Origin of the sequence: Streptomyces chilikensis (assembly GCF_001642695.1) — a bacterium.
GTDB classification, from domain to species: Bacteria; Actinomycetota; Actinomycetes; order Streptomycetales; family Streptomycetaceae; genus Streptomyces; species Streptomyces chilikensis.
In genome coordinates this window covers 518,066-540,056 of sequence record NZ_LWCC02000005.1, presented here as the reverse complement: position 1 = coordinate 540,056, position 21,991 = coordinate 518,066, and the positions used below count along the sequence as shown (strand labels likewise).

Below are 21,991 nucleotides of genomic sequence, written 5' to 3'. Positions count from 1 at the left end.
CGCCCGCCCCCTCGTGCGAGGGGGCGGGCGCCGTCGTGCCGTGCGGGGTCAGACCGTGGCGGAGGCGGCGGCCGGAGCGGGCTCGCCCGCCTCCGCGCCGGCCGGGGCCTCGCCCTCGTCCAGGGCGACGTCCTTGGTCTCCTTGCCGAGCAGCAGGGCGATCAGCGTCAGCACGCCCATGGCGGAGAGGTAGACGCCCACCAGCCACGGCGAGCCGTCGCCGGCCTCCCACAGGGCCACCGCGATGAACGGGGCGACCGCCGCGCCGAGGATCGAGCTGACGTTGTAGGAGACGCCGGAGCCGGTGTACCGGACGCTGGTCGGGAACAGCTCGGGGAGCAGCGCGCCCATCGGGCCGAAGGTCATGCCCATCAGCGTGAAGCCCAGCACCAGCCACAGCACCACGCCCAGCGTGCCCAGGCCGATCAGGGGCACCCAGACCAGGCCGAAGACGACGATGCCGGCGGTGACGGCGATCAGCGTGCGGCGGCGGCCGTACTTGTCGGCCAGCGGGCCCGAGACCAGGGTGAAGACGGCGAAGAACAGCACACCGAAGATCAGCATCAGCACGAAGGTGGTGTAGCTGTACCCGAGGCCCGGGACCGCGGCGTCCGTCGGCGTGCGGCCGAAGCTCAGCGAGAAGGTCGTCATCAGGTAGAAGAGGACGTACGTCGCGAGCATGATGAAGGTGCCCAGGACCAGCTGCTTCCAGTGGCCGCGGAAGACGGTGGCCAGCGGCAGCTTGCGGACCAGGCCGGCCTCACGGGTTTTCGTGAAGACGGGGGCCTCGACCAGCCGCATCCGCACCCACAGGCCGATCGCGACCATCACCGCGGAGAACAGGAACGGGATCCGCCAGCCCCAGTCGAGGAACGCCTCGGAGGGCTGCGAGGGGTCCGCGCCGGCGGCGGAGGGCAGCAGCGCGCCGATGATCAGGAACAGGCCGTTGCCGATGATGAAGCCCAGCGGGGCGCCCAGCTGCGGGAAGGTGCCGAAGAGGGCCCGCTTGCCCTTCGGGGCGTTCTCGGTGGCGATCAGCGCGGCGCCGCTCCACTCGCCGCCCAGCGCGAAGCCCTGGGCCAGCCGCATGACCACCAGCAGCGCGGTGGCGATCCAGCCGATCTGCTCGTAGGTGGGCAGCACACCGATCAGGAAGGTCGCGATGCCCATGGTGAGCAGCGAGGCCACCAGGGTCCCCTTGCGGCCGAGCCGGTCGCCGAGGTGCCCGAAGACCATCGCGCCGATCGGGCGGGCGACCATCGCCGCGCCGAACACGGCGAACGACGAGAGCAGCGCGGTCGTCGGGTCGTCGCTCGGGAAGAAGAGCGTGGGGAAGACCAGGACGGCGGCGGTCGCGTAGATGTAGAAGTCGTAGAACTCGATCGTGGTGCCGATGAGGCTGGCGATGAGAACGCGCGACCGCGAATTGACGGGGGTCTGGGCGGAGCCTGCGGGGGCGGATGCTGCTTCGGGCATGTCGTTCTCTCGGGTCTTTCGCACGAGGGGGAAGGCCGCCGGCGCCGTCGTCGGCGGCCCGCACGGCGGAACGCGTCGTTCCGGTGGAAGGACGTGAACCGCTCTGCCCTCGCACGATCTCATGATCGTCTCACTTACCGGCAAGGCTGTCTCGTGATGTGAGACCCGGTGACGGTGGCCCGACAGGTGCGGCAGGAGGGCGACGGGCTCCTGCGGCCGTCACGGAGCGGGATGGGAGGATGACCCCCGTGACTCTCCCGACCTCCGTGGACGTCCTCGTCGTGGGGGCTGGCCCGGCCGGCTCCTCCGCCGCCGCCTGGCTGGCCCGCTCCGGCCAGGACGTCCTGCTCACCGACGCCGCGACCTTCCCCCGTGACAAGACCTGTGGTGACGGCCTCACCCCGCGGGCCGTGGCCGAGCTGGTCCGCCTCGGGCTGGAGGACTGGCTGCGCGCCCACACCGTCAACCAGGGCCTGCGCGCCCACGGCTTCGGGCAGACCCTGCACCTGCGCTGGCCCGGCGGCTCCCTGCCCGACTGGGGATCCGCCGTCCCCCGCACCGAGCTCGACGACCACCTGCGCACGGTGGCCATGAAGAGCGGGGCGGCCGCCCGGGACGGCGTCCGCGCGCTGGACGCCGTGATGGAGGGCGGACGCGTGCGGGGCGTGCGGTTCCGGGCGGGCAGGGGCGACGACGCGCCCGTCGAGACGGTGCTCTGCCGCCGCCTGGTGGTCGCCGACGGCGTGCGCTCGCCGCTCGGCAAGGCGCTCGGGCGGGAGTGGCACCGCGACACGGTGTACGGCGTGGCCGGCAGGTCGTACGTGACCTCGGACCGGTCGGACGACCCGTGGATCAGCAGCCACCTGGAGCTCCGGGACGAGAAGGGCGCGGCGCTCGCCGGCTACGGGTGGATCTTCCCGCTCGGCAACGGCGAGGTGAACCTCGGCGCGGGCACCCTCGCCACGGCGAAGCGGCCCGCCGACGTCGCGATCAAGCCGCTGATGCGGCACTACGCGCAGCAGTGCCGGGAAGGCTTCGGCCTGCGCGGCGAACTGCGCGCCCAGACCTCCGCCCTGCTGCCGATGGGCGGCGCCGTCTCGGGCGTCGCCGGGCCCAACTGGGCGCTGATCGGCGACGCCGCGGGCTGCGTGAACCCGCTGAACGGCGAGGGCATCGACTACGGCCTGGAGACCGGGCGGCTGATCGCCGGCGTCCTCCAGGAGCACGACGACCTGTCGGCGGTGTGGCCCGAGGTCCTGCGCGGCCACTACGGCGAGGCGTTCTCCGTCGCCCGCCGGCTGGCGGGCCTGGTGACGGTCCCGCGCCTGCTGCCCGCCCTCGGCCCGGTGGGCATGCGGTCCCAGCTGCTGATGCGGCTGGCGCTGCGGTGGATGGGCAACCTGGTCACGGAGGAGGACCGCGACGCGGCCGGCCGCCTCTGGCGCTGGGCCGGCCGCCGCTCGATCTCCCTGGACCACCGGCCGCCGTTCGCGTGAGCGCGGACCACGGGCCCACCGCGGCGGACCTGCTCGCGCACGAGGAGGACCCCGACAGGTACGCCGGTACGCAGTTCGACGTCCGTGCCGTCGTGCCCCGGCTCCCCGCCGACCCGGCGGACGCGCCGTGGGACGGCTTCACCGGCCCGTACGGCCCGGTCGGCGACGTCCCCGGTCACCTCGCCGGCCTCGCCTCCGCGGACCCCGAGGTCGCGGACGAGGCGCCGGCCGGTCTCTGGAGGTCCCTCCACCACCAGGGCACCGTCTACGCCTCCGCCGCGCTCGCCGCCCCCTTCCTGCTGAGACCGGCGGCACGCCCGCGGACCCACGACAGGCAGGGCATCCTCGCACTCGTCGCGGCCTGCGCCCGGGGCGCCGACACGCTGGGCCCCACCGAGAACGTGCTGTGGCTGACGGAAGGCGCCCGGGGCGGCCGGGCGTACGACACCAGCGGCTACCTGGCGAACTGGTCCATGGAGGCCGTCCAGGCCGCCGTCACCGCCCATCTCGGCGTCCTGGAGCCGCTGCTGGACGACGGAGACCCGCAGGTGCGCGTCATGGCGGCGTACACCCTGGCCATGGCCTCCGGGCCCGCCCCGGCGGACGCCCTCCGCCGGCGTGCCGGGACCGGGACGGCGCCCCTGGCCGCGGCGAGCCTGGTGCCGGCCGCCGCGCAGCTCGCCCACCGGCACGGGCAGGACGCCGGCCCCTGGCTGGACGCCCTCCTGCGGGACCCCGCCCGCCCCGCCGAGGCCGCGGTGGCCGCCGCTCTCGCCCGGCTCTGCTTCGAGGAGGCCCGGCCCGCTCCCGAGGAGCTCCGCCCGGTTCTGGACGGACGGCTGGACGACACGCTGCTGCGCGCCCTGGACGAACTGCCCTGACTGCATCACGTCGGCCTGGGGGAGGGCGGCCTGCGCCACTACGTCCGGTACGTCTTCGACCCCGCGTACGACCCGCCGCCCCGCCGGGGAGCGAGCCGCCCTTCCGAAGCCCCGTGCCGGGCCCGGTGCCCGTCGAGGGCGATGTCGGATTCCTGCCAGCCCCGCCCCCGCCGATGCCGGATGCTGGAGGCATGCGGAACGGAATGCATCTCGACGCGGAGCGCTGTGCGCGGGCCGTGCGGTCGAGGGACGCGCGGTTCGACGGATGGTTCTACACCGCCGTGCTCAGCACCGGGATCTACTGCCGGCCGAGCTGCCCGGCGACGACGCCCAAGCCGGAGAACATGGTCTTCCACCCGAGCGCGGCCGCCTGCCAGCAGGCCGGGTTCCGGGCCTGCAAGCGCTGCCGCCCCGACACCACCCCCGGCTCGCCGGAGTGGAACGAGCGGGACGACGTCGTCGCGCGGGCCGTGCGGCTGATCTCCGACGGCGTGGTGGACCGGGAGGGCGTCCCCGGGCTCGCGGCACGGCTGGGCTACAGCACCCGGCAGACGGAGCGGCAGCTCCTCGCCGCGCTCGGCGCGGGGCCGCTGGCCCTGGCCCGGGCACAGCGGGCGCAGACGGCCCGGATGCTGATCGAGACCACCGCCCTGAACATGGCCGACGTGGCCTTCGCCGCCGGGTTCTCCTCGGTGCGCAGCTTCAACGAGACCGTCCGCGAGGTCTACGCGCTCACCCCCCGGCAGCTGCGCGCCAAGGCGGTGCCCGCCGAGGCGGTGCCCGCCGAGGGAGTGGCCGGCGGGACCCTGTCGCTGCGGCTGCCGTTCCGGGCGCCGCTCAACCCGGACAACCTCTTCGGCCACCTCGCCGCCACCGCCGTGCCGGGCGTCGAGGAGTGGCGGGACGGCGCCTACCGCCGCACCCTGCGCCTGCCGCACGGGCACGGCGTGGTCTCCCTGGCGCCGCGGCCGGACCACGTCGTGTGCCGCCTCACCCTGACCGACCTGCGCGACCTCACCGTCGCCATCAGCCGCTGCCGCCGCCTGCTGGACCTCGACGCCGACCCCGTCGCCGTCGACGGGCAGCTGCGCGCCGACCCCGTGCTCCAGCCGTACGTCGACAAGGCGCCCGGCCGGCGGGTGCCGCGCACGGTGGACGAGGCCGAGTTCGCGGTGCGGGCGGTGCTGGGGCAGCAGGTGTCCACGGCGGCGGCCCGCACCCACGCGGCCCGGCTGGTCCTCGCGCACGGTGAGCCGGTCGACGACCCCGAGGGCGGGCTCACCCACCTCTTCCCCTCGCCCGAGGCGCTGGCCGCCCTCGACCCGGAGAAGCTCGCCATGCCGCGCAGCCGCCGGGGGACCCTGACGAACCTGGTGGGCCGGCTCGCCGACGGATCACTGAGGCTGGGGGTGGACAGCGACTGGTCCGAGGCGCGGGCGCGGCTGCTGGAACTGCCGGGCTTCGGGCCCTGGACCGTGGACGTGATCGCGATGCGCGCGCTGGGGGACCCGGACGCGTTCCTCCCCACCGACCTCGGAATCCGCCGCGCGGCCCGGGAGCTGGGCCTGCCGTCCACCCCCGGCGCGCTCACCGCGCGGGCCGAGGCGTGGCGGCCGTGGCGGGCGTACGCGGTGCAGTACCTGTGGGCGACCGAGAGTCACCCGATCAACTTCCTCCCGGTGTGAGGGACTTCGAAGGATGAGAGAGATGAAGCAGCACACGGTGGTCGAGAGCCCCTACGGCGTCCTGACGCTGGTCGCCGACGAAGGCGTCCTGTGCGGGCTCTACATGACGGAGCAGCGGCACCGGCCGGCCGAGGAGACCTTCGGCGAGCGGGTGGCCGCCGACGAGGGGCCGTTCCCGGCGGTGGTGGAGCAGCTCGACGCCTACTTCGCGGGCGAGCTGCGGGAGTTCGACCTGCCGCTCCGGATGAACGGGACCGCCTTCCAGCGCTCCGTGTGGGAGCGGCTGCGCGCGATCCCGTACGGGGAGACCCGCTCGTACGGTCAGCTCGCGGCGGAACTGGGCAGTCCCGGCGCCTCACGGGCCGTGGGGCTCGCCAACGGCCGCAACCCGGTGGGCATCATCGTGCCCTGCCACCGGGTGATCGGGGCGGGCGGGTCCCTCACCGGGTACGGCGGCGGGCTGGAGCGCAAGGAGCGGCTGCTGGCCTTCGAACGGGGCGCGGTGCCGCTGCCGGGGTGAAGGGCCCCCGGCCCGCGCGCCGGCGGGCGCCTCAGGCGCGCAGCGCGCGGAGCAGGCGCGGGAGGGCGGTGCCGACGGGCTCGCGGACGACCTCGTCGGCGAGCCCGTCGTACGGGGTCTCCTTCGCGTTGACGATCACCAGCCGTGCCCCGTGGCCGGCGGCCACCCCCGCCAGCCCGGCGGCGGGCTGCACCTGGAGGCTGGTGCCCACGGCGACGAAGACCTCGCAGGCCTTGGCGATCGACAGGGCCTGGCCGAGCACCCGCGGGTCGAGGCGCTCGCCGAACATGACGGTGCCGGGCTTGAGGACGCCGCCGCAGGCTGCGCAGCGCGGGTCCTCCTCGCCGGCCTCCAGGCGGGCCAGCGCCTCGGACATCGGCCCGCGCGCGCGGCAGGCCGTGCAGACGGCCTCGCGCACCGAACCGTGCAGCTCCAGGACCTTGCGCTCCGGCATCCCGGCCTTCTGGTGGAGCCCGTCGACGTTCTGGGTGATCACCCGCACCGGCACGCCGGACCGCTCCAGCTCGGTGACGGCCCGGTGCGCGGCGTTCGGCCCGGCCGCGAGCACCTGGAGCTTCCGGCGCATCTGCCAGGAGCGGCGCCGGATCTCCGGGTCGTTCATGTAGTGGTCGTAGGTGACCAGCTTCTCCGCGTCCGGGTCCTGCCGCCACACGCCGTTCGGCCCCCGGTGGTCGGGGATCCCGCTGTCGGTGGAGATCCCGGCGCCGCTGAGGATCGCGACGAGCGGCTGCCTGGCGGGGACGGGCGGCGAGGAGGGCGTGGTCATGCCGCCGAGGGTAGGGCGGCGGGGCGGGCCCGGGCGAACGGAAAACCGGCGCGCGGGCCCGGTTCCTCAGCCCCGGTCGACCCGGCGGCTGTCCTCAGCCCCGGTCGACCCGGCGGCCGTCCTCCAGCTCCGCCGGACCCGACCCGTCGGCCAGCACGTCCAGGGCCGTCTCCACCCGGCCCAGAGCCGCGCCCAGCAGGTACGCCGGCAGTTCCTCACGGGGGACGAAGCGCCAGGAGAGCAGCTCCTCCTCCTGGAGGCGGATGGCGTCGACCGCCTCCTGGCCGAGCACGCCGCCGTCGTAGAGGTAGGCGACGACCGGCGGGCGGGCCGGTCTCCGCACCCAGTCCACGGCCAGCAGCCGGCCGGGGGGCACGTCGAGGCCGATCTCCTCGGCGGTCTCCCGCCGGGCGCCCTGGCGGGGGGTCTCGCCGTCGTCCGACTCCACCGTGCCGCCGGGCAGGACCCAGCCCTCGCGGTAGTTCGGCTCGAGCAGCAGCACCCGGCCCCCGGGGTCGCGGAACAGCGTGGCCGCGCCGCACAGGACGCGGGGGAGGCCGGCGATGTACGTGGCGTAGGACTCGGCGGCGGAGGTCACCCGGCCAGCCTAGCGGGACCGGCGTCCGGCCATGGCGGCCCGGGGCCGGTGACGTCTAAGGTCGCAGCGACGGATGCGGGGAGCGGCGGAGCGGAGGCGTTGTGGTGGAGACGGCCCGGCGGGGGCACGTGCTGATCGCGGCTGACAAGTTCAAGGGATCGCTCACGGCGGTGCAGGTGGCCGAGCGGGTCGCGGCGGGGCTGCGGCGGGCCGCACCGGGGGTCGCCACGGCCGCCCTGCCCGTCGCGGACGGCGGCGACGGCACGGTCGCCGCGGTGGTGGCCGCCGGGTTCGAACGCCGCGAGGTCCGGGTCACCGGGCCGGTGGGGAACCCGGTCACGGCGGCGTACGCGATGCGGGGGGACACCGCCGTGGTCGAGATGGCCGAGGCGAGCGGGCTGCAGCGGCTGCCGGGCGGGACGCCCACGCCGCTCACCGCCTCCACCCACGGCTCCGGGGAGCTGCTGCGGGCCGCGCTGGACGCGGGCGCGCGGACGGTGGTGTTCGGGGTGGGCGGCAGCGCGACCACGGACGGCGGCGCGGGGATGCTGGCCGCGCTCGGGGCGCGGTTCCTGGACGCGGACGGGCGGGAGCTGGGGCCGGGCGGCGGGGCGCTGGGGGCACTGGAGTCCGTCGACCTCTCCGGGCTGGACCCGCGGGTGGGCGACGGGACGGTGGAGCTCGTGCTCGCGAGCGACGTGGACAACCCGCTGACCGGTCCGTCCGGGGCGGCGGCGGTGTACGGGCCGCAGAAGGGGGCCACGCCGCAGGACGTCGCCGTGCTGGACGCGGCGCTCGGGCGGTACGCGGCGGTCCTGGAACGGGCCGTGGGACCGCGGGCGGAGGGCCTGGCCCAGGCGCCGGGGGCGGGCGCGGCGGGAGGCCTGGGCTTCGCGGCGCTGCTGCTGGGAGCGCGGTTCCGGGCGGGCATCGAGGTGCTGCTGGAGGCCGTGGGGTTCGAGGCCGAACTGCGGCGGGCCGACCTGGTGATCACGGGGGAGGGGTCGCTGGACGCGCAGACGCTGCGGGGGAAGGCGCCGGCGGGGGTCGCGGCGGCCGCCGCCGCGGCGGGGGTGCCGGTGGTCGCCGTCTGCGGGCGGCTCGCGCTCTCCGCGGAGGAGCTGCGGGGGGCGGGGATCGGGCGGGCGTATCCGCTCGCCGCGGTGGAGCCGGACGTCGCCCGCAGCATCGCGAACGCCGGGCCCCTCCTCGAACGCGTGGCCGAACAGCTCGCCCACGACCACCTCACCTGACCCCGCCGCGCGCCGCCCAGCGAACGGGCCCTGCCGGCCGCCCCTGCGGACGACGGTGCCCCCGGGCGGCATGGTTCCCCGGGCCCGGTAAGGGCCCCGGGGAACGCCGACGGCCCCCCGGGCCGGGTGAATGGCTCGGGGGGCCGTGCGGGACGTGAGGCGGAGTGCGGCGCGGGCTACTGGAGCTGCGCGGCCCTCGCCTCGCGCCGGTTGTCGCGGAAGTTGTTCACCCGGCGGGCCGTGGCGAACAGCGGGATCACCGCCCCCAGCACCAGCTGCAGCGCGCAGCCGGTCTGCAGGAGCAGCTCACCGCTCGGCGCACCGGCCGCCCAGGCGACCAGCATGCCCATCGACGCGACGATCCAGATCAGCATCGCCGCCGCCGAGCGTCCACGCGGCTTCGGGTACTCCACGCGGCTCACCATCAGCCACGCCGTCCCCAGCACGGCCAGCAGCGTCGCGATGAACGGCAGCTCGAGCAGGACGATCGAGACCACCGTCAGGGCACCGAAGGGTGACGGCATGCCCTGGAACGTGCCGTTGGGCACCGTCACGATGGAGAACCGCGCAAGCCGCAGCACCACCGCCAGCAGCACCATGATCGCGGCCAGTGCCGCGACCCGCTGGTGCGCGTCGTCGGCGACCATGCCGTACACCAGGACGAAGTAGGCCGGAGCCAGCCCGAAGCTGATCAGGTCGGACAGGTTGTCCAGCTCCGCGCCCATCGGCGAGGAGCGCAGCTTCCGGGCGACCAGACCGTCGAACAGGTCGAAGATCGCCGCGCACAGCATCAGGATGACCGCGGTGGCCGCGCTGTGGCGGGCCATGCCCGTCTCCTGGCTGCCGGTGAGGTGCGGGATCAGGATGCCGGTGGTGGTGAAGTACACCGCCATGAAGCCGCAGGTGGCGTTGCCGAGGGTCAGCGTGTCCGCTATCGACAGACGCAGCGACAGCGGCATCTCCTCGTCCTCGGCCTCGTCACGGCCGGACGCCTGGGGCGTCCAGCCGGTACTCGGATCCTGGTCAGTCGCGGTCAATGCGAGTCACCCCAGCCACGGTCTTCTGGCCGACCTCCACCGCGACCTCCACTCCGGCCGGGAGGTACAGGTCGACGCGGGAGCCGAACCTGATGAGACCGATCCGCTCACCCTGCTCGACCTTGGTCCCCTTGGGGATGTAGGGCACGATGCGGCGGGCCACCGCGCCGGCGATCTGGATCATCTCGATGTCACCGAGCTCGGTGTCGAAGTGCCAGACCACGCGCTCGTTGTTCTCGCTCTCCTTGTTGAAAGCGGGAACGAACCCACCCGGCACGTGCTCGACCGACGTCACGGTGCCGGCCAGCGGCGCGCGGTTGACGTGGACGTTGAGCGGGCTCATGAAGATGGCGACGCGAGTGCGGCCGTCCTTCCAGGGCATGATGCTCTGCACCACGCCGTCGGCGGGCGAGATCACGCGGCCCTGCGTGATCTCACGCTCCGGGTCCCGGAAGAACCACAGCATGCCCGCCGCGAGGGCGGTGGCGGGCACAGCGACCGCCTTGGCCGCGCCGGAACGGCGCGCCCGGAGCAGGCTGAGGGCGGCGGTGGCGACCGTCGGGGCGAGCCACGGCGACGCTCCGCGCGCGAGCCGTGCGCCGGCGAGGCTGTCGCGGTGTGCAGAGGAATGGCTGTGGGGCATGGAAGACCTTCGTAGCGGGAGGGTGCCGCGCTGCAGTTCACGGGGACGGCGGCTTTCCGGAATCGTACCGGTCAGGCACTACAACTGGGCAAGCCAGAAGCCGAGTCGACGGCCGGGGCCGCTGACGGGGTGTGATCTTCTTCTCGAAGAAAACACCCCGTAGCGGGAAAATCGGCCGGGCCGTAACCGGATCTTTCCGGATTCAGCCCTGGAAGCGGTACTCCTCGAGGAGTCTGCGTCCGATGATCATTTTCTGGATTTCTGCGGTGCCTTCACCGATGAGCAGCATCGGGGCCTCTCGGTAGAGGCGCTCGATCTCGTACTCCTTCGAGAAGCCGTAGCCGCCGTGGATCCGGAAGGCATCTTCCACGACCTCCTTGCAGTACTCGCTGGCGAGGTACTTCGCCATGCCTGCCTCGAGGTCGTTTCGCTCCCCGGAGTCCTTTTTGCGGGCTGCATTAACCATCATCGCATGAGCCGCTTCGACCTTGGTGCCCATTTCGGCCAATTTGAACTGGATCGCCTGGTGCTGGGCGATCGGCTTGCCGAACGTGTGCCGCTGCTGCGCGTACTGCACGCCCAGCTCGAACGCACGCTGTGCGACGCCGCAGCCACGGGCCGCGACGTTCACCCGCCCCACCTCGACGCCGTCCATCATCTGGTAGAAGCCGCGGCCGGTTTTGCCACCCAGTACCCGATTGGCCGGAATTCGCAGGCCATCCATGATGAGCTCGGTGGTGTCGACCCCCTTGTAGCCCATCTTGTCGATCTTGCCTGGAATGGTCAGGCCGGGGAGGACCTCGCCGAAGCCGGCCGGCTTCTCGACGAGGAAGGTGGTCATCGACTTGTGCGGCGCGGTCCCCTCGGGGTGTCCTTCGTCACTTTTCACCAGGACGGCCACCAGGGTGGAGGTTCCGCCGTTGGTCAGCCACATCTTCTGGCCCGTGAGGACGAAGTCGTCGCCGTCCCTCACCGCCTTGGAGGAGATGGCCGACACGTCGGAGCCGAGCGCCGGCTCGGACATCGAGAAGGCGCCCCGTACCTCGCCCGCCGCCATCCGCGGCAGGAAGTGCTCCTTCTGCTCGTCGGTGCCGTGCTGCTTGAGCATGTAGGCCACGATGAAGTGGGTGTTGATGATGCCGGAGACCGACATCCACCCGCGGGAGAGCTCCTCCACGCACAGCGCGTAGGTCAGGAGCGACTCGCCCAGACCCCCGTACTCCTCGGGGATCATCAGGCCGAACAGGCCGAGTTCCTTCAGGCCGTCGACGATCGCCTGCGGGTACTCGTCGCGGTGCTCCAGCTCGGTGGCGACCGGGATGATCTCCTTGTCCACGAACTCCCGGACGGTGGCCAGGATCTCCTGCTGGACCTCGGTGAGACCGTGGGTCCGGGCGAGTCGGCTCATCCCTTGGACTCCTTCTCCTTCAGCTCGGGCCGGCCGGGCTGCTCGCCGCCGCGCTCCTCGATGTACGTCTCGGTCGGCACCATCACCTTGCGGCGGAACACGCAGACCAGGGTGCCGTCCTGCTTGTAGCCCTTGGTCTCCACGTGGACGATGCCGCGGTCGTTCTTCGACCTCGACGGCCACTTGTCGAGCACCGTGGTCTCGCCGTAGACCGTGTCGCCGTGGAAGGTCGGCGCCACGTGCTTGAGCGACTCGATCTCCAGGTTGGCGATCGCCTTGCCCGAGACGTCCGGCACCGACATGCCGAGCAGCAGGGAGTAGACGTAGTTGCCCACCACGACGTTCTTGCCGAAGTCGGTCGTCCTCTCCGCGTAGTTGACGTCCATGTGGAGCGGGTGGTGGTTCATGGTGAGGAGGCAGAAGAGGTGGTCGTCGTACTCGGTGACCGTCTTGCCCGGCCAGTGCTTGTACGTCGCCCCGACCTCGAACTCCTCGTAGGTGCGCCCGAACTGCATCGGCTCAGCCCTCCGGGATCTCGAACTTGCTGGTGCGCTTCATGCCGGCCGCGCGGCCCTTGCCCGCGATGACCAGCGCCATCTTCCGGCTGGCCTCGTCGATCATCTCGTCGCCGAGCATCGCCGAGCCCTTCTTGCCGCCCGCCTCCGAGGTGCAGTACGCGTACGCGTCCAGGATCAGCTCGGCGTGGTCGTAGTCCTCCTGCGAGGGCGAGAACACCTCGTTGGCGGCGTCCACCTGGCCCGGGTGCAGCACCCACTTGCCGTCGAAGCCCAGGGCCGCGGCGCGCCCGGCCACCTCGCGGAAGCCGTCCACGTTGCGGATCTGCAGGTAGGGGCCGTCGATCGCCTGGAGGTCGTTGGCGCGGGCCGCCATCAGGATCTTCATCAGGATGTAGTGGTAGGCGTCGGCGCCGTAACCGGGCGGCTGCTCGCCGACGACCAGGGACTTCATGTTGATGGAGGCCATGAAGTCGGCGGGGCCGAAGATGATGGTCTCCAGCCGCGGCGAGGCCTCGGCGATCGCGTTGACGTTGTTGAGGCCCTGCGCGTTCTCGATCTGCGCCTCGATGCCGATCCGGCCGACCTCGAAGCCCATGGTCTTCTCGATCTGGGTCAGCAGGAGGTCCAGCGCCACGACCTGCTCGGCGTTCTGCACCTTGGGCAGCATGATGCAGTCCAGGTTCGGGCCGGCGCCCTCGACGACCGTCACCACGTCGCGGTAGGTCCACTCGGTGGTCCAGTCGTTGACCCGCACCACGCGGGTCTTGCCCGTCCAGTCGCCCTCGTTGAGGAACTTGACGATGGTGTGCCGGGCCTCCGGCTTGGCCAGCGGTGCGCAGGCGTCCTCCAGGTCCAGGAACACCTGGTCCGCGGGCAGACCCTGGGCCTTCTCCAGGAAGCGCGGGTTGGAGCCGGGGACCGCCAGGCAGGAGCGCCGGGGGCGCAGGCGGTTCACGGACGGCTGGGGCGCGGTCATGCGGGGACCTCCAGGGGGTCGAGCTTGTGTGCCTTGCGGATCTCGTCGACGATACGGCCGATGATCCCGGTGATGTCGAAGTCCTTCGGGGTGAACACCGCGGCCACCCCGGCGGACCGGAGCTCCTCGGCGTCCGCGCCCGGAATGATGCCGCCCGCGATCACCGGGACGTCGTCCGCGCCGGCCGCGCGCAGCCGGGTCAGGACGTCGGGCACCAGCTGGGCGTGCGAGCCGGACAGGATGGACAGGCCGACCGCGTGCACGTCCTCGGCGACGGCCGCGTCCACGATCTGCTCCGGCGTCAGCCGGATGCCCTGGTAGACCACCTCGAAGCCGGCGTCGCGGGCCCGCACGGCGATCTGCTCGGCGCCGTTGGAGTGCCCGTCCAGGCCCGGCTTGCCGACCAGGAAGCGGAGCTTGCCGACCCCCAGGTCGCGGGCGGTCGCCTCGACCCGGCGGCGCACCCCGGCGAGCTGGGTGCCCTCCTCGGCCGCCACCGCCACCGGGGCGGACGAGACGCCGGTGGGTGCCCGGTACTCGCCGAACACCTCCCGCAGCGCTCCCGCCCACTCCCCGGTGGTCGCCCCCGCACGGGCGCATTCGAGGGTGGCTTCCATCAGGTTCTCGCCGGTGCGCGCCGCCTGCTTCAGCCGCTCCAGCGCCTTGCACGGGCGCGGGTGGTTGAACGGCGGCTGGTAGCGGGTGTCCCGCCAGTTCCGCAGCGAGGCGATCACCCGGGCCTCGACGGCCGGGTCGACGGTCTGGATCGCCGTGTCCAGGTCCGCGGTGAGCGGGCTGGGCTCGGTCGACTCGAAGGCGTTGACGCCGACGATCCTGTCCTGGCCGGACTCGATGCGCGCCCGGCGCTCGGCGTGCGAGGAGACCAGCTGCGACTTGAGGTAGCCGGACTCCACGGCGGCCATGGCGCCGCCCATCTCCTGGATCCGGTCCATCTCCGCCCAGGCCTCGTCGGCCAGCTCCGAGACCTTGGCCTCGATCACCTTCGAGCCCTCGAAGATGTCCTCGTACTCCAGCAGGTCGCTCTCGTAGGCGAGCACCTGCTGGATGCGCAGCGACCACTGCTGGTCCCAGGGCCGGGGCAGGCCCAGCGCCTCGTTCCAGGCCGGCAGCTGCACGGCGCGGGCCCGGGCGTCCTTGGAGAGGGTGACGGCCAGCATCTCCAGGACGATCCGCTGGACGTTGTTCTCCGGCTGCGCCTCGGTCAGGCCCAGGGAGTTGACCTGGACGCCGTACCGGAAGCGGCGCTGCTTGGGGTTCTCGACGCCGTACCGCTCACGGGTGACCCGGTCCCAGATGCGGGTGAAGGCCCGCATCTTGCACATCTCCTCGACGAAGCGGACGCCGGCGTTGACGAAGAACGAGATCCGGGCGACCACGTCGCCGAACTTCTCCTCGGGCACCTGGCCGCTGTCGCGGACCGCGTCCAGCACGGCGATCGCGGTGGACATCGCGTAGGCGATCTCCTGGACCGGGGTGGCTCCCGCCTCCTGCAGGTGGTAGCTGCAGATGTTGATCGGGTTCCACTTCGGCATGTGGGTGACCGTGTAGGTGATCAGGTCCGTGGTCAGCCGGAGGGAGGGCCCGGGCGGGAAGACGTGGGTGCCGCGGGAGAGGTACTCCTTGACGATGTCGTTCTGGGTGGTGCCCTGCAGCGCGGAGACGTCCGCTCCCTGCTCCTCGGCGACCACCTGGTAGAGCGCCAGCAGCCACATGGCCGTGGCGTTGATGGTCATCGAGGTGTTCATCTTCTCGAGGGGGATGTCCTCGAAGAGACGGCGCATGTCACCGACGTGGGCCACCGGGACCCCGACCCGGCCGACCTCGCCGCGGGCGAGGACGTGGTCGGAGTCGTAGCCGGTCTGGGTCGGCAGGTCGAACGCCACCGACAGGCCGGTCTGCCCCTTGGCGAGGTTGCGCCGGTACAGCTCGTTGGACGCCTCGGCCGTGGAGTGGCCGGCGTACGTCCGCATCAGCCACGGACGGTCCTTCTGACGCTCTGACATGGCCTGCCTCAGATGTTCCGGAAGCGGTTGATGGCGTCGATGTGCCGGGCGCGCATCTCGTGGTCGCGGACGCCCAGGCCCTCCTCGGGGGCCAGGCACAGCACGCCGACCTTGCCCTGGTGCAGGTTGCGGTGGACGTCGTAGGTGGCCTGGCCGGTGTCCTCCAGGCTGTAGGTCCTGGAGAGCGTCGGGTGGATCTTGCCCTTGGCGATCAGGCGGTTGGCCTCCCACGCCTCGCGGTAGTTGGCGAAGTGCGAGCCGATGATCCGCTTGAGCGACATCCACAGGTAGCGGTTGTCGTACTGGTGCATGTAGCCCGAGGTGGAGGCGCAGGTGGTGATGGTGCCGCCCTTGCGGGTGACGAAGACCGAGGCGCCGAAGGTCTCCTTGCCGGGGTGCTCGAAGACGATGTCGATGTCCTCGCCGCCGGTGAGCTCGCGGATGCGCTTGCCGAAGCGCTTCCACTCCTTCGGGTCCTGGGTGTTCTCGTCCTTCCAGAACCTGTAGTCCTCGGCCGCGCGGTCGATGATCAGCTCGGCGCCCATGCTCCGGCAGATCTCCGCCTTCTCCGGGGAGGAGACCACGCAGATCGGGGTGGCGCCGCCGGCCAGCGCGAACTGGGTGGCGTAGCTGCCGAGGCCGCCGCTGGCGCCCCAGATCAGGACGTTGTCGCCCTGCTTCATGTCGGCGCCGTTGGTGGAGACCAGCTGACGGTAGGCGGTGGAGTTCACCAGGCCCGGGGAGGCGGCCTCCTCCCAGGACAGGTGCGCCGGCTTCGGCATCAGCTGGTTCGACTTGACCAGGGCGATCTCGGCGAGGCCACCGAAGTTGGTCTCGAAGCCCCAGATCCGCTGCTCCGGGTCGAGCATGGTGTCGTTGTGGCCGTCGGAGGACTCCAGCTCGACGCTCAGGCAGTGCGCGACGACCTCGTCACCGGGGTTCCAGGCGTTGACGCCCGGGCCGGTGCGCAGGACGACGCCCGCCAGGTCGGAGCCGATGATGTGGTACGGCAGGTCGTGGCGCTTGGCCAGGTCGCTGACCCGGCCGTAGCGCTCCAGGAAGCCGAAGGTCGACAGCGGCTCGAAGATGGAGGTCCACACCGAGTTGTAGTTGACCGAGGAGGCCATCACGGCCACCAGGGCCTCGCCCGGGCCGAGTTCGGGCAGCGGGACCTCGTCGAGGTGCAGCGACTTGCGCGGGTCCTTGTCCCGGGTGGCGAGCCCTTCGAACATCTCCGTCTCGTCCTTGTGCACGGTGATCGCGCGGTACGACTCGGGGAGCGGGATGGCGGCGAAGTCCTCGGACGAGGCGTTCTGCGACTGGATCGCGTCCAGGATGTCCTTCACGGTCACGGTGTTGCCTCCGGCGACGGGCGCCCGCTCGAGGGCGCAGAGGGTACGTCGTGCTGGTGCTGTTGCGATGGGGTGCCGTCGGTTCGGCGGGTGGTGCGGCGGCGCGTTGTGGCGCGGGGATGCCTGTGACGCAGGCGTCCGGACGCGCGGGGCAGCGCCCCGCGGGAACATCCGGCGCACCTCGGGTTCGCGGTGCGCCGGCCGTCCGGACACCCACAACGTATGGCACGGTGTGACCGTTGACAAGGCACTGAGTGCCAGCAATTCCGCTCAGGTGAAATATTTGCCCGACAGACGAGCGATGATCGATCAGGCCGGGCGGAACGGTGGGACTCGATCGATGATCGATCAGTATTTCCAAGGTGAGCGGTGGTCAGAGGCCTGTCCGGGCGATCGCCGCCGGAGGCCGGCCGTGGCGCTCCGGGCTCGTCGCGGATCGTCCTCGGCGCTCCTGGACGGGGAAGTGGATGACACTCCGTGCCACCCCTCGTCCCACCGGTCGCCGCCGCCCCACCGGCCGCCCCGGACCCGGCCCGCGCGCTGTCGCCGGCCCCTCCTCATGACCCGCACGGCCCTCGCGGCCCCACGGCGCGGACGATGACCCGCACGGCCCTCGCGGCCTTCACGGCGCGGACGCGGACGCCGCCGCGGTCAGGGCCGGGCGGCGCGGGTGGCGCCCGCCTCCGGCACGACGACGGCTCCGTGCGGCCCACTCCCTCGCCCCGCTTCCTCCGCGGGTCCCCGCGGAAGCCGGGGAAGGCCCCGGGGAGCGCTCAGGCGCGGTCCCGCAGGGCCTTCTCGATGGTGTCCATGATCTCGTCCAGCGGGGCGTCGACCCGGGCGACGGTGACCAGCACTTCGCCGGAGGCGGAGACCGACGCCGCGTCCGGCGAGATCCCGCCGGCGTCCTCCCGGCTCGCGCCGATGCCGCGGCCGAACGTCCGCCGGACGATGGCGAAGGCGTGGTCGAGCTGCCGCTCCACGTCGCCCTGGCCGTCCGCGCGCAGCCAGCGCCGCAGGACGTGGTTGTGCGCCGTGACGACCGCGGACGCGGCCACCTCCGCGAGCAGCGGATCGTCGTTGGCGTCGTCGGCGTGCGCCTTCTCGTCGAAGTGGCCCAGCAGGTAGCGGGTGAACAGCCGCTCGTAGCGGGCCACCGAGGCGATCTCCGCCTCGCGCAGCGTCGGCACCTCGCGGGTCAGCCTGTAGCGGGCCACCGACACCTCGGGGTGGGCCGCGTACATCCGCATGACCTCCTTGATGCCGCGGCACACCGTGTCCAGCGGGTGCTCGTGCGCCGGAGCGGCCTTCAGCACGGCCTCGGCCCGGACCAGGGTGTCGTCGTGGTCCGGGAAGATCGCCTCCTCCTTGGAGCGGAAGTGGCGGAAGAAGGTGCGGCGGGCCACGCCGGCGGCCGCGGCGATCTCGTCGACGGTCGTCGCCTCGTACCCCTTGGTGGCGAACAGCTCCATGGCCGCCGCCGCCAGTTCACGGCGCATCTTGAGCCGCTGGGCGGCCGCCCGGCTGCCCGCGGTGCTCTCCGGGGCGTCGGCCGCGGCGGGGGTACGTGTCGACTTGGCGGGGTGGGACATGCCCTGAACGTACTCCATCCGCGCACCTCGGTGTGCACGTCCCGGGCTTCCCCGGCCCGGTGCGGCCGCAGGAGCGCCGGGAGGGCCGTCCGGGGCGGGCGCCACCGGACCGGGCGGGGGGAAGCCGGGCCGGTCCAGGAGCCCGCCCCAGTCCCCGGGGGACTTCCCGTCCCCCGGGGCGCGCCCGGTGCGGGGGCGGGGCTCAGCGCCGGGCATGTTCGCGGAAGCCGCGGCCCGTCTTCCGGCCCAGGCAGCCCGCGGCCACCAGGTGCTCCAGGAGCGGCGCCGGGGCCAGGCCGGGGTCGCGGAACTCGTGGTGCAGCACCTTCTGGATGGCCAGCGAGACGTCCAGGCCGACGACGTCCAGCAGTTCGAACGGACCCATCGGGTAACCGCCGCCGAGCTTCATCGCGGCGTCGATGTCGTCCAGCGTCGCGTAGTGGTCCTGGACCATCCTGACCGCGTTGTTGAGGTACGGGAACAGCAGCGCGTTGACGATGAAACCGGCCCGGTCCCCGCAGTCCACCGGGTGCTTGCGGATCCTGGCGCAGACCTCGTGCACGGTGGCGTGCACGTCGTCGTCGGTCAGCACCGTGCGGACCACCTCGACCAGCTTCATCGCGGGGGCCGGGTTGAAGAAGTGCATGCCGATCACGTCCTGCGGCCGGGAGGTGGCCCGGGCGCAGGCCACCACCGGCAGCGAGGAGGTGGTCGTGGCCAGCACCGCGCCGGGCTTGCAGACCTTGTCCAGGGCGGCGAACAGCTGCCGCTTGACCTCGAGGTCCTCGGCGACGGCCTCCACCGCCAGGTCGACGTCGGCGAAGGCGTCGTACGTCCCGGCCGGCGTGATCCGGTCCAGGGCCTGCGCCGCCGCCTCGGCCGTCATCCGGCCCTTGTCCACCGACCGGGCCAGCGACTTGCCGATCCGCGCCCTGGCCGCCACCGCCTTCTCCTCGCTGCGCGCCGCCAGCACGACGTCGTAGCCGGCCTTGGCGAAGACCTCGGCGATGCCGGACGCCATGGTGCCGGAGCCCGCCACGCCCACCGCGCGCACGGGGCGGCCGGCGCCGGCGTCCGCGCCGCGGCCCGGGGTGAGCGCGTCGGGGACGACGGTGGCGGAGCCGGGAGCCTCGTAGGTGTAGAAGCCCCGGCCCGACTTGCGGCCGTTGAGGCCGGCGTCGCTGAGCTGGCGGAGGATCGGCGCGGGGGCGTGCAGCCGGTCGCGGGACTCCTGGTACATCGCCTCCAGCACGGTGCGCGCGGTGTCGACGCCGATCAGGTCCAGCAGGGCCAGCGGCCCCATCGGCAGGCCGCAGCCGAAACGCATCGCCGCGTCGATGTCCTCACGGGAGGCGTACCGGGACTCGTACATCGCGGCGGCCTGGTTGAGGTAGCCGAACAGCAGGCCGTCGGCGACGAAACCGGGCCGGTCGCCCACCTTCACCGGCTCCTTGCCCAGTTCGACCGCCAGGTCGGTGACGGCGGCGACCGCGCCCGGGGCGGTGAGCACCGAGGAGACCACCTCGACCAGCTTCATCGCGGGGGCCGGGTTGAAGAAGTGCAGGCCCAGCACCCGCTCGGGGCGCGCCGAGTCGGCGGCCAGCCGGGTCACCGACAGGGCGTTGGTGCCGGTGGCCAGGATGGCGTCCGGGCGGACGATGTCGTCCAGGGCGCGGAAGATCCGCTGCTTGACGTCGTACGACTCCGGGGCCACCTCGATCACCAGGTCGGCGCCGGCGGCGTCGGCGAGGTCGGCGGAGGTGCGCAGCCGGCCGACGACCTGCTCGCGCTCCGCCTCCGTCAGCTTCCCCTTGGCGACGGAACGGGCGGTGGAGGTCTCCAGCGAGGCGGCGGCGCGGGCGGCGGCCTCCGGACTGATGTCGATGCCGACGACCTCGCGGCCGGCCCGGGCCAGGAGCTCGGCGATGCCCGAGCCCATGGTGCCGAGGCCCACCACGGCGACGGTGCGGAGGGCGGAGGCGCTGTCGGAGCGGGACAGGGAAGAGGGAGCGGCCATGACGGACTCCATGAAGGCGTGAGGTGACGGCTGGAAGGCACACCGGCGGCGGCGAGGGCCTACGGGCGTGCGGAGGAGGAGCGGGAGCGGGCGGGCCGGCGGCGGTCCGCCGGTCTCCGCGCCCGTGCCGACCGGTCCTGTCCCGGAACCGGGGCGTACGGGGCGTGCTGCGGTACCGCGGTACCGAACCGACTGCGCTCGCGGCGGCTGCGTCACCAGGCCGCTGCGAGGGGTGCGAGGGGTGGCTCGCTCGAATGAGCTTAACCGGTGAGTAGTGAGCGCGCCAGACCGTGCGGGGCATCGGGATGTGTGATCCGGCTCCCATGCGAGGGGGTGATTTGCGTAGGCTTGGCCGGGTGGACGACGACGAGGGTCAACTCGCCCTGCTGGACGACCGGTTGCGGTCCGAGTCGGGAGGCGGGTTCGCCCACCGGCGGCTGGCGTCGGAGGCCGGCCCGGAGGAGCTCGCGGAGGTGCTCGGCGAGCCGGGACACCCGTTGTGGGCGCGGGAACTGGCGGCGTTCCGGCTCGGACTCGCGGGGGACGGGCGGGCGTTCGAGCCGCTGGTGCTGCTGCTCAACCACCGGGACCCGCCGCGGTGCGCCTCGGCGGCCTACGCCCTGTCGCGGCTGGGCGATCCGCGCACCGGGCGGGCCGCGGCGGCGCTCGCCACCAACGAACTGCGCGTCGGGTACGCGCTCCACCCGGTCCGGCTGCTGGTGGCGCTGCGTGCGCCGGAGGCGGTGCCGGCGCTGGTGACGGTGCTGGAGCGGCGGCTGGCGTCGGACCGGGACCCGCACCGGGAGGTGGCGCTGGCCTGCGTCGAGGGACTCGGCGGACTGGGGGACCCGCGGGGGCGCCCGGTGCTGGAACGCGCCCTCGCCTCCGGCCGCGAGGACCTGGCCGCGGCCGCCGGCGCCGCGCTTCAGGCGCTCGGCGACACGCCCGGGGAGGAGAGGACGTAGCGGACCTCGGGTACCTCGACGCCGTCCACGGCGAACGGCTCCCGCGCGCCGTCGGGGGCGAAGCCGTGGTGCGCGTAGAACCGGAGGGCGGGGACGTCGCCGCTCACCACCCAGACGTGGACGGTTTCCCCGGCGGGCAGGCAGCGGCGCAGCAGGGCGCTGCCGAGGCCGGTGCGGTGGCGGTCGGGGTCCACGTAGAGGGCGTACAGCTCGGAGCCGGGCTCGGGGCCGCGGTTCGGGCCCAGGCAGGCCCACCCGGCGACCCGGCCGTCGTGCTCGGCGACGAGGTTGACGACGCCGGGGCCGGCGCCGGTGAGCAGCTCCCGGTGCCACCGCGCGGCGGCGACGGGGTCCATCCGGTCCAGGTACGGCTGGGGGACCAGGCCCCGGTAGGCGTGCCGCCACCCGGCGACGCGTATCTCCGCCACGCGGGCGCAGTCCGCGACCCTCATCTCCCTGATCACGCGCCCATCCTGCCGTCCCCGGCTCCGGTGCCCCGGGGATTTTCGAACTCCGCCCCTTCACCTCCCTGACTTCGTTCGGGTCCTCCGGAAGACCGGGGCTCCGCCCGGGGCCCCGGCGACCCCGGTACGAAAAACCGTGTGCCGCCGGGTGCGGCAGGCTCGTGGCAGGTGTTCGCGCGGTTCCCCGCGCCCCTCTCGTGGCAGGTGTTCGCGCGGTTCCCCGCGCCCCTTCGGGGCGTCACCCGGGCGGCGCGGCGTGTCCCGCGCGGGCGCCGTCGGCCGGCCGCGCCCGCGCGGGA

General features: G+C 73.1%; 19 protein-coding genes. 6 read left to right on the top strand and 13 right to left on the bottom strand.

Features of this window, described 5'->3' with window-relative positions; translation table 11 throughout:
* Window positions 1-48 precede the first annotated feature (48 nt).
* Complete coding sequence (locus A2U95_RS02605; RefSeq protein ID WP_166020618.1) at window positions 49-1,476, bottom strand: MFS transporter; 1,428 nt, start codon at window positions 1,474-1,476, stop codon at window positions 49-51.
* Between the two features lie 248 nt (window positions 1,477-1,724).
* Between A2U95_RS02605 and A2U95_RS02600 the strand changes: the two genes are divergently transcribed.
* The 4 genes from A2U95_RS02600 (at window position 1,725) to A2U95_RS02585 (ending at window position 6,058) form a co-directional block, all read left to right on the top strand.
* Complete coding sequence (locus A2U95_RS02600) at window positions 1,725-2,972, top strand: geranylgeranyl reductase family protein (RefSeq protein WP_206282802.1); 1,248 nt, start codon at window positions 1,725-1,727, stop codon at window positions 2,970-2,972.
* A complete protein-coding gene (locus tag A2U95_RS02595; RefSeq protein WP_166020616.1) occupies window positions 2,969-3,853 on the top strand; it encodes a hypothetical protein in 885 nt (294 codons plus the stop codon). Before A2U95_RS02600 ends, A2U95_RS02595 begins: the two co-directional genes overlap by 4 nt.
* Window positions 3,854-4,044: 191 nt before the next feature.
* On the top strand, window positions 4,045-5,538 hold the full coding sequence (locus tag A2U95_RS02590) for an AlkA N-terminal domain-containing protein (RefSeq protein ID WP_277350860.1): 1,494 nt from the start codon (window positions 4,045-4,047) through the stop codon (window positions 5,536-5,538).
* Between the two features lie 22 nt (window positions 5,539-5,560).
* Window positions 5,561-6,058, top strand: coding sequence for a methylated-DNA--[protein]-cysteine S-methyltransferase (locus A2U95_RS02585; RefSeq protein ID WP_166020615.1), 498 nt, complete (start codon window positions 5,561-5,563; stop codon window positions 6,056-6,058).
* A 31-nt stretch (window positions 6,059-6,089) separates the two neighbouring features.
* Here the strand turns inward: A2U95_RS02585 and A2U95_RS02580 are convergent, their stop codons facing one another.
* Both A2U95_RS02580 and A2U95_RS02575 read right to left on the bottom strand, forming a co-directional pair.
* A complete protein-coding gene (locus A2U95_RS02580) occupies window positions 6,090-6,845 on the bottom strand; it encodes an SIR2 family NAD-dependent protein deacylase (protein WP_166020614.1) in 756 nt (251 codons plus the stop codon).
* 94 nt (window positions 6,846-6,939) lie between these two features.
* Window positions 6,940-7,443, bottom strand: a complete 504-nt coding sequence (locus A2U95_RS02575) for an NUDIX domain-containing protein (protein ID WP_166020613.1) — start codon at window positions 7,441-7,443, stop codon at window positions 6,940-6,942.
* Between the two features lie 104 nt (window positions 7,444-7,547).
* Between A2U95_RS02575 and A2U95_RS02570 the strand changes: the two genes are divergently transcribed.
* Window positions 7,548-8,696, top strand: coding sequence for a glycerate kinase (locus tag A2U95_RS02570; RefSeq protein WP_166024726.1), 1,149 nt, complete (start codon window positions 7,548-7,550; stop codon window positions 8,694-8,696).
* Between the two features lie 176 nt (window positions 8,697-8,872).
* Here the strand turns inward: A2U95_RS02570 and pssA are convergent, their stop codons facing one another.
* The 9 genes from pssA to A2U95_RS02525 form a co-directional block, all read right to left on the bottom strand.
* Window positions 8,873-9,655 (bottom strand): CDP-diacylglycerol--serine O-phosphatidyltransferase, encoded by a 783-nt coding sequence (gene pssA, locus A2U95_RS02565; RefSeq protein ID WP_166024724.1) that lies wholly within the window; start codon window positions 9,653-9,655, stop codon window positions 8,873-8,875.
* 64 nt (window positions 9,656-9,719) lie between these two features.
* Window positions 9,720-10,376, bottom strand: a complete 657-nt coding sequence (locus A2U95_RS02560) for a phosphatidylserine decarboxylase (protein ID WP_166020612.1) — start codon at window positions 10,374-10,376, stop codon at window positions 9,720-9,722.
* A gap of 202 nt (window positions 10,377-10,578) precedes the next feature.
* On the bottom strand, window positions 10,579-11,784 hold the full coding sequence (locus A2U95_RS02555; protein ID WP_166020611.1) for an acyl-CoA dehydrogenase family protein: 1,206 nt from the start codon (window positions 11,782-11,784) through the stop codon (window positions 10,579-10,581).
* The gene (locus tag A2U95_RS02550) at window positions 11,781-12,299 is read right to left on the bottom strand and encodes a MaoC family dehydratase (protein ID WP_166020610.1); all 519 of its coding nucleotides are present in this window, start codon (window positions 12,297-12,299) and stop codon (window positions 11,781-11,783) included. Before A2U95_RS02550 ends, A2U95_RS02555 begins: the two co-directional genes overlap by 4 nt.
* Window positions 12,300-12,303: 4 nt before the next feature.
* On the bottom strand, window positions 12,304-13,278 hold the full coding sequence (locus A2U95_RS02545; protein ID WP_166020609.1) for an HpcH/HpaI aldolase/citrate lyase family protein: 975 nt from the start codon (window positions 13,276-13,278) through the stop codon (window positions 12,304-12,306).
* The gene (locus A2U95_RS02540; protein ID WP_166020608.1) at window positions 13,275-15,302 is read right to left on the bottom strand and encodes a protein meaA; all 2,028 of its coding nucleotides are present in this window, start codon (window positions 15,300-15,302) and stop codon (window positions 13,275-13,277) included. The genes A2U95_RS02545 and A2U95_RS02540 overlap by 4 nt, the downstream gene beginning before the upstream one ends.
* 8 nt (window positions 15,303-15,310) lie before the next feature.
* Window positions 15,311-16,648, bottom strand: coding sequence for a crotonyl-CoA carboxylase/reductase (ccrA, locus tag A2U95_RS02535; RefSeq protein ID WP_206282936.1), 1,338 nt, complete (start codon window positions 16,646-16,648; stop codon window positions 15,311-15,313).
* 779 nt (window positions 16,649-17,427) lie between these two features.
* Window positions 17,428-18,264, bottom strand: a complete 837-nt coding sequence (locus A2U95_RS02530; RefSeq protein WP_240957172.1) for a TetR family transcriptional regulator — start codon at window positions 18,262-18,264, stop codon at window positions 17,428-17,430.
* A 184-nt stretch (window positions 18,265-18,448) separates the two neighbouring features.
* Window positions 18,449-20,263 (bottom strand): 3-hydroxyacyl-CoA dehydrogenase family protein, encoded by a 1,815-nt coding sequence (locus tag A2U95_RS02525; RefSeq protein WP_166020605.1) that lies wholly within the window; start codon window positions 20,261-20,263, stop codon window positions 18,449-18,451.
* Between the two features lie 356 nt (window positions 20,264-20,619).
* Between A2U95_RS02525 and A2U95_RS02520 the strand changes: the two genes are divergently transcribed.
* Entirely contained in the window at window positions 20,620-21,228 is a 609-nt protein-coding gene (locus A2U95_RS02520) for a HEAT repeat domain-containing protein (protein WP_420856947.1), read from the top strand.
* Here A2U95_RS02520 and A2U95_RS02515 read toward each other — a convergent pair.
* Entirely contained in the window at window positions 21,189-21,692 is a 504-nt protein-coding gene (locus A2U95_RS02515; RefSeq protein WP_420856946.1) for a GNAT family N-acetyltransferase, read from the bottom strand. The genes A2U95_RS02520 and A2U95_RS02515 overlap by 40 nt on opposite strands.
* Between the last annotated feature and the right edge of the window lie 299 nt (window positions 21,693-21,991).

What these genes read in the sequence shown, in the direction of transcription:
- A2U95_RS02605 (WP_166020618.1), bottom strand. Translation starts at nt 1,476, where the DNA reads ATGCCCGAAGCAGCATCCGCCCCCGCAGGCTCCGCCCAGACCCCCGTC.
- A2U95_RS02590 (WP_277350860.1), top strand. Translation starts at nt 4,045, where the DNA reads ATGCGGAACGGAATGCATCTCGACGCGGAGCGCTGTGCGCGGGCCGTG.
- A2U95_RS02585 (WP_166020615.1), top strand. Translation starts at nt 5,561, where the DNA reads ATGAAGCAGCACACGGTGGTCGAGAGCCCCTACGGCGTCCTGACGCTG.
- A2U95_RS02580 (WP_166020614.1), bottom strand. Translation starts at nt 6,845, where the DNA reads ATGACCACGCCCTCCTCGCCGCCCGTCCCCGCCAGGCAGCCGCTCGTC.
- pssA (WP_166024724.1), bottom strand. Translation starts at nt 9,655, where the DNA reads ATGCCGCTGTCGCTGCGTCTGTCGATAGCGGACACGCTGACCCTCGGC.
- A2U95_RS02560 (WP_166020612.1), bottom strand. Translation starts at nt 10,376, where the DNA reads ATGCCCCACAGCCATTCCTCTGCACACCGCGACAGCCTCGCCGGCGCA.
- A2U95_RS02555 (WP_166020611.1), bottom strand. Translation starts at nt 11,784, where the DNA reads ATGAGCCGACTCGCCCGGACCCACGGTCTCACCGAGGTCCAGCAGGAG.
- A2U95_RS02550 (WP_166020610.1), bottom strand. Translation starts at nt 12,299, where the DNA reads ATGCAGTTCGGGCGCACCTACGAGGAGTTCGAGGTCGGGGCGACGTAC.
- A2U95_RS02545 (WP_166020609.1), bottom strand. Translation starts at nt 13,278, where the DNA reads ATGACCGCGCCCCAGCCGTCCGTGAACCGCCTGCGCCCCCGGCGCTCC.
- A2U95_RS02540 (WP_166020608.1), bottom strand. Translation starts at nt 15,302, where the DNA reads ATGTCAGAGCGTCAGAAGGACCGTCCGTGGCTGATGCGGACGTACGCC.
- A2U95_RS02530 (WP_240957172.1), bottom strand. Translation starts at nt 18,264, where the DNA reads ATGGAGTACGTTCAGGGCATGTCCCACCCCGCCAAGTCGACACGTACC.
- A2U95_RS02525 (WP_166020605.1), bottom strand. Translation starts at nt 20,263, where the DNA reads ATGGCCGCTCCCTCTTCCCTGTCCCGCTCCGACAGCGCCTCCGCCCTC.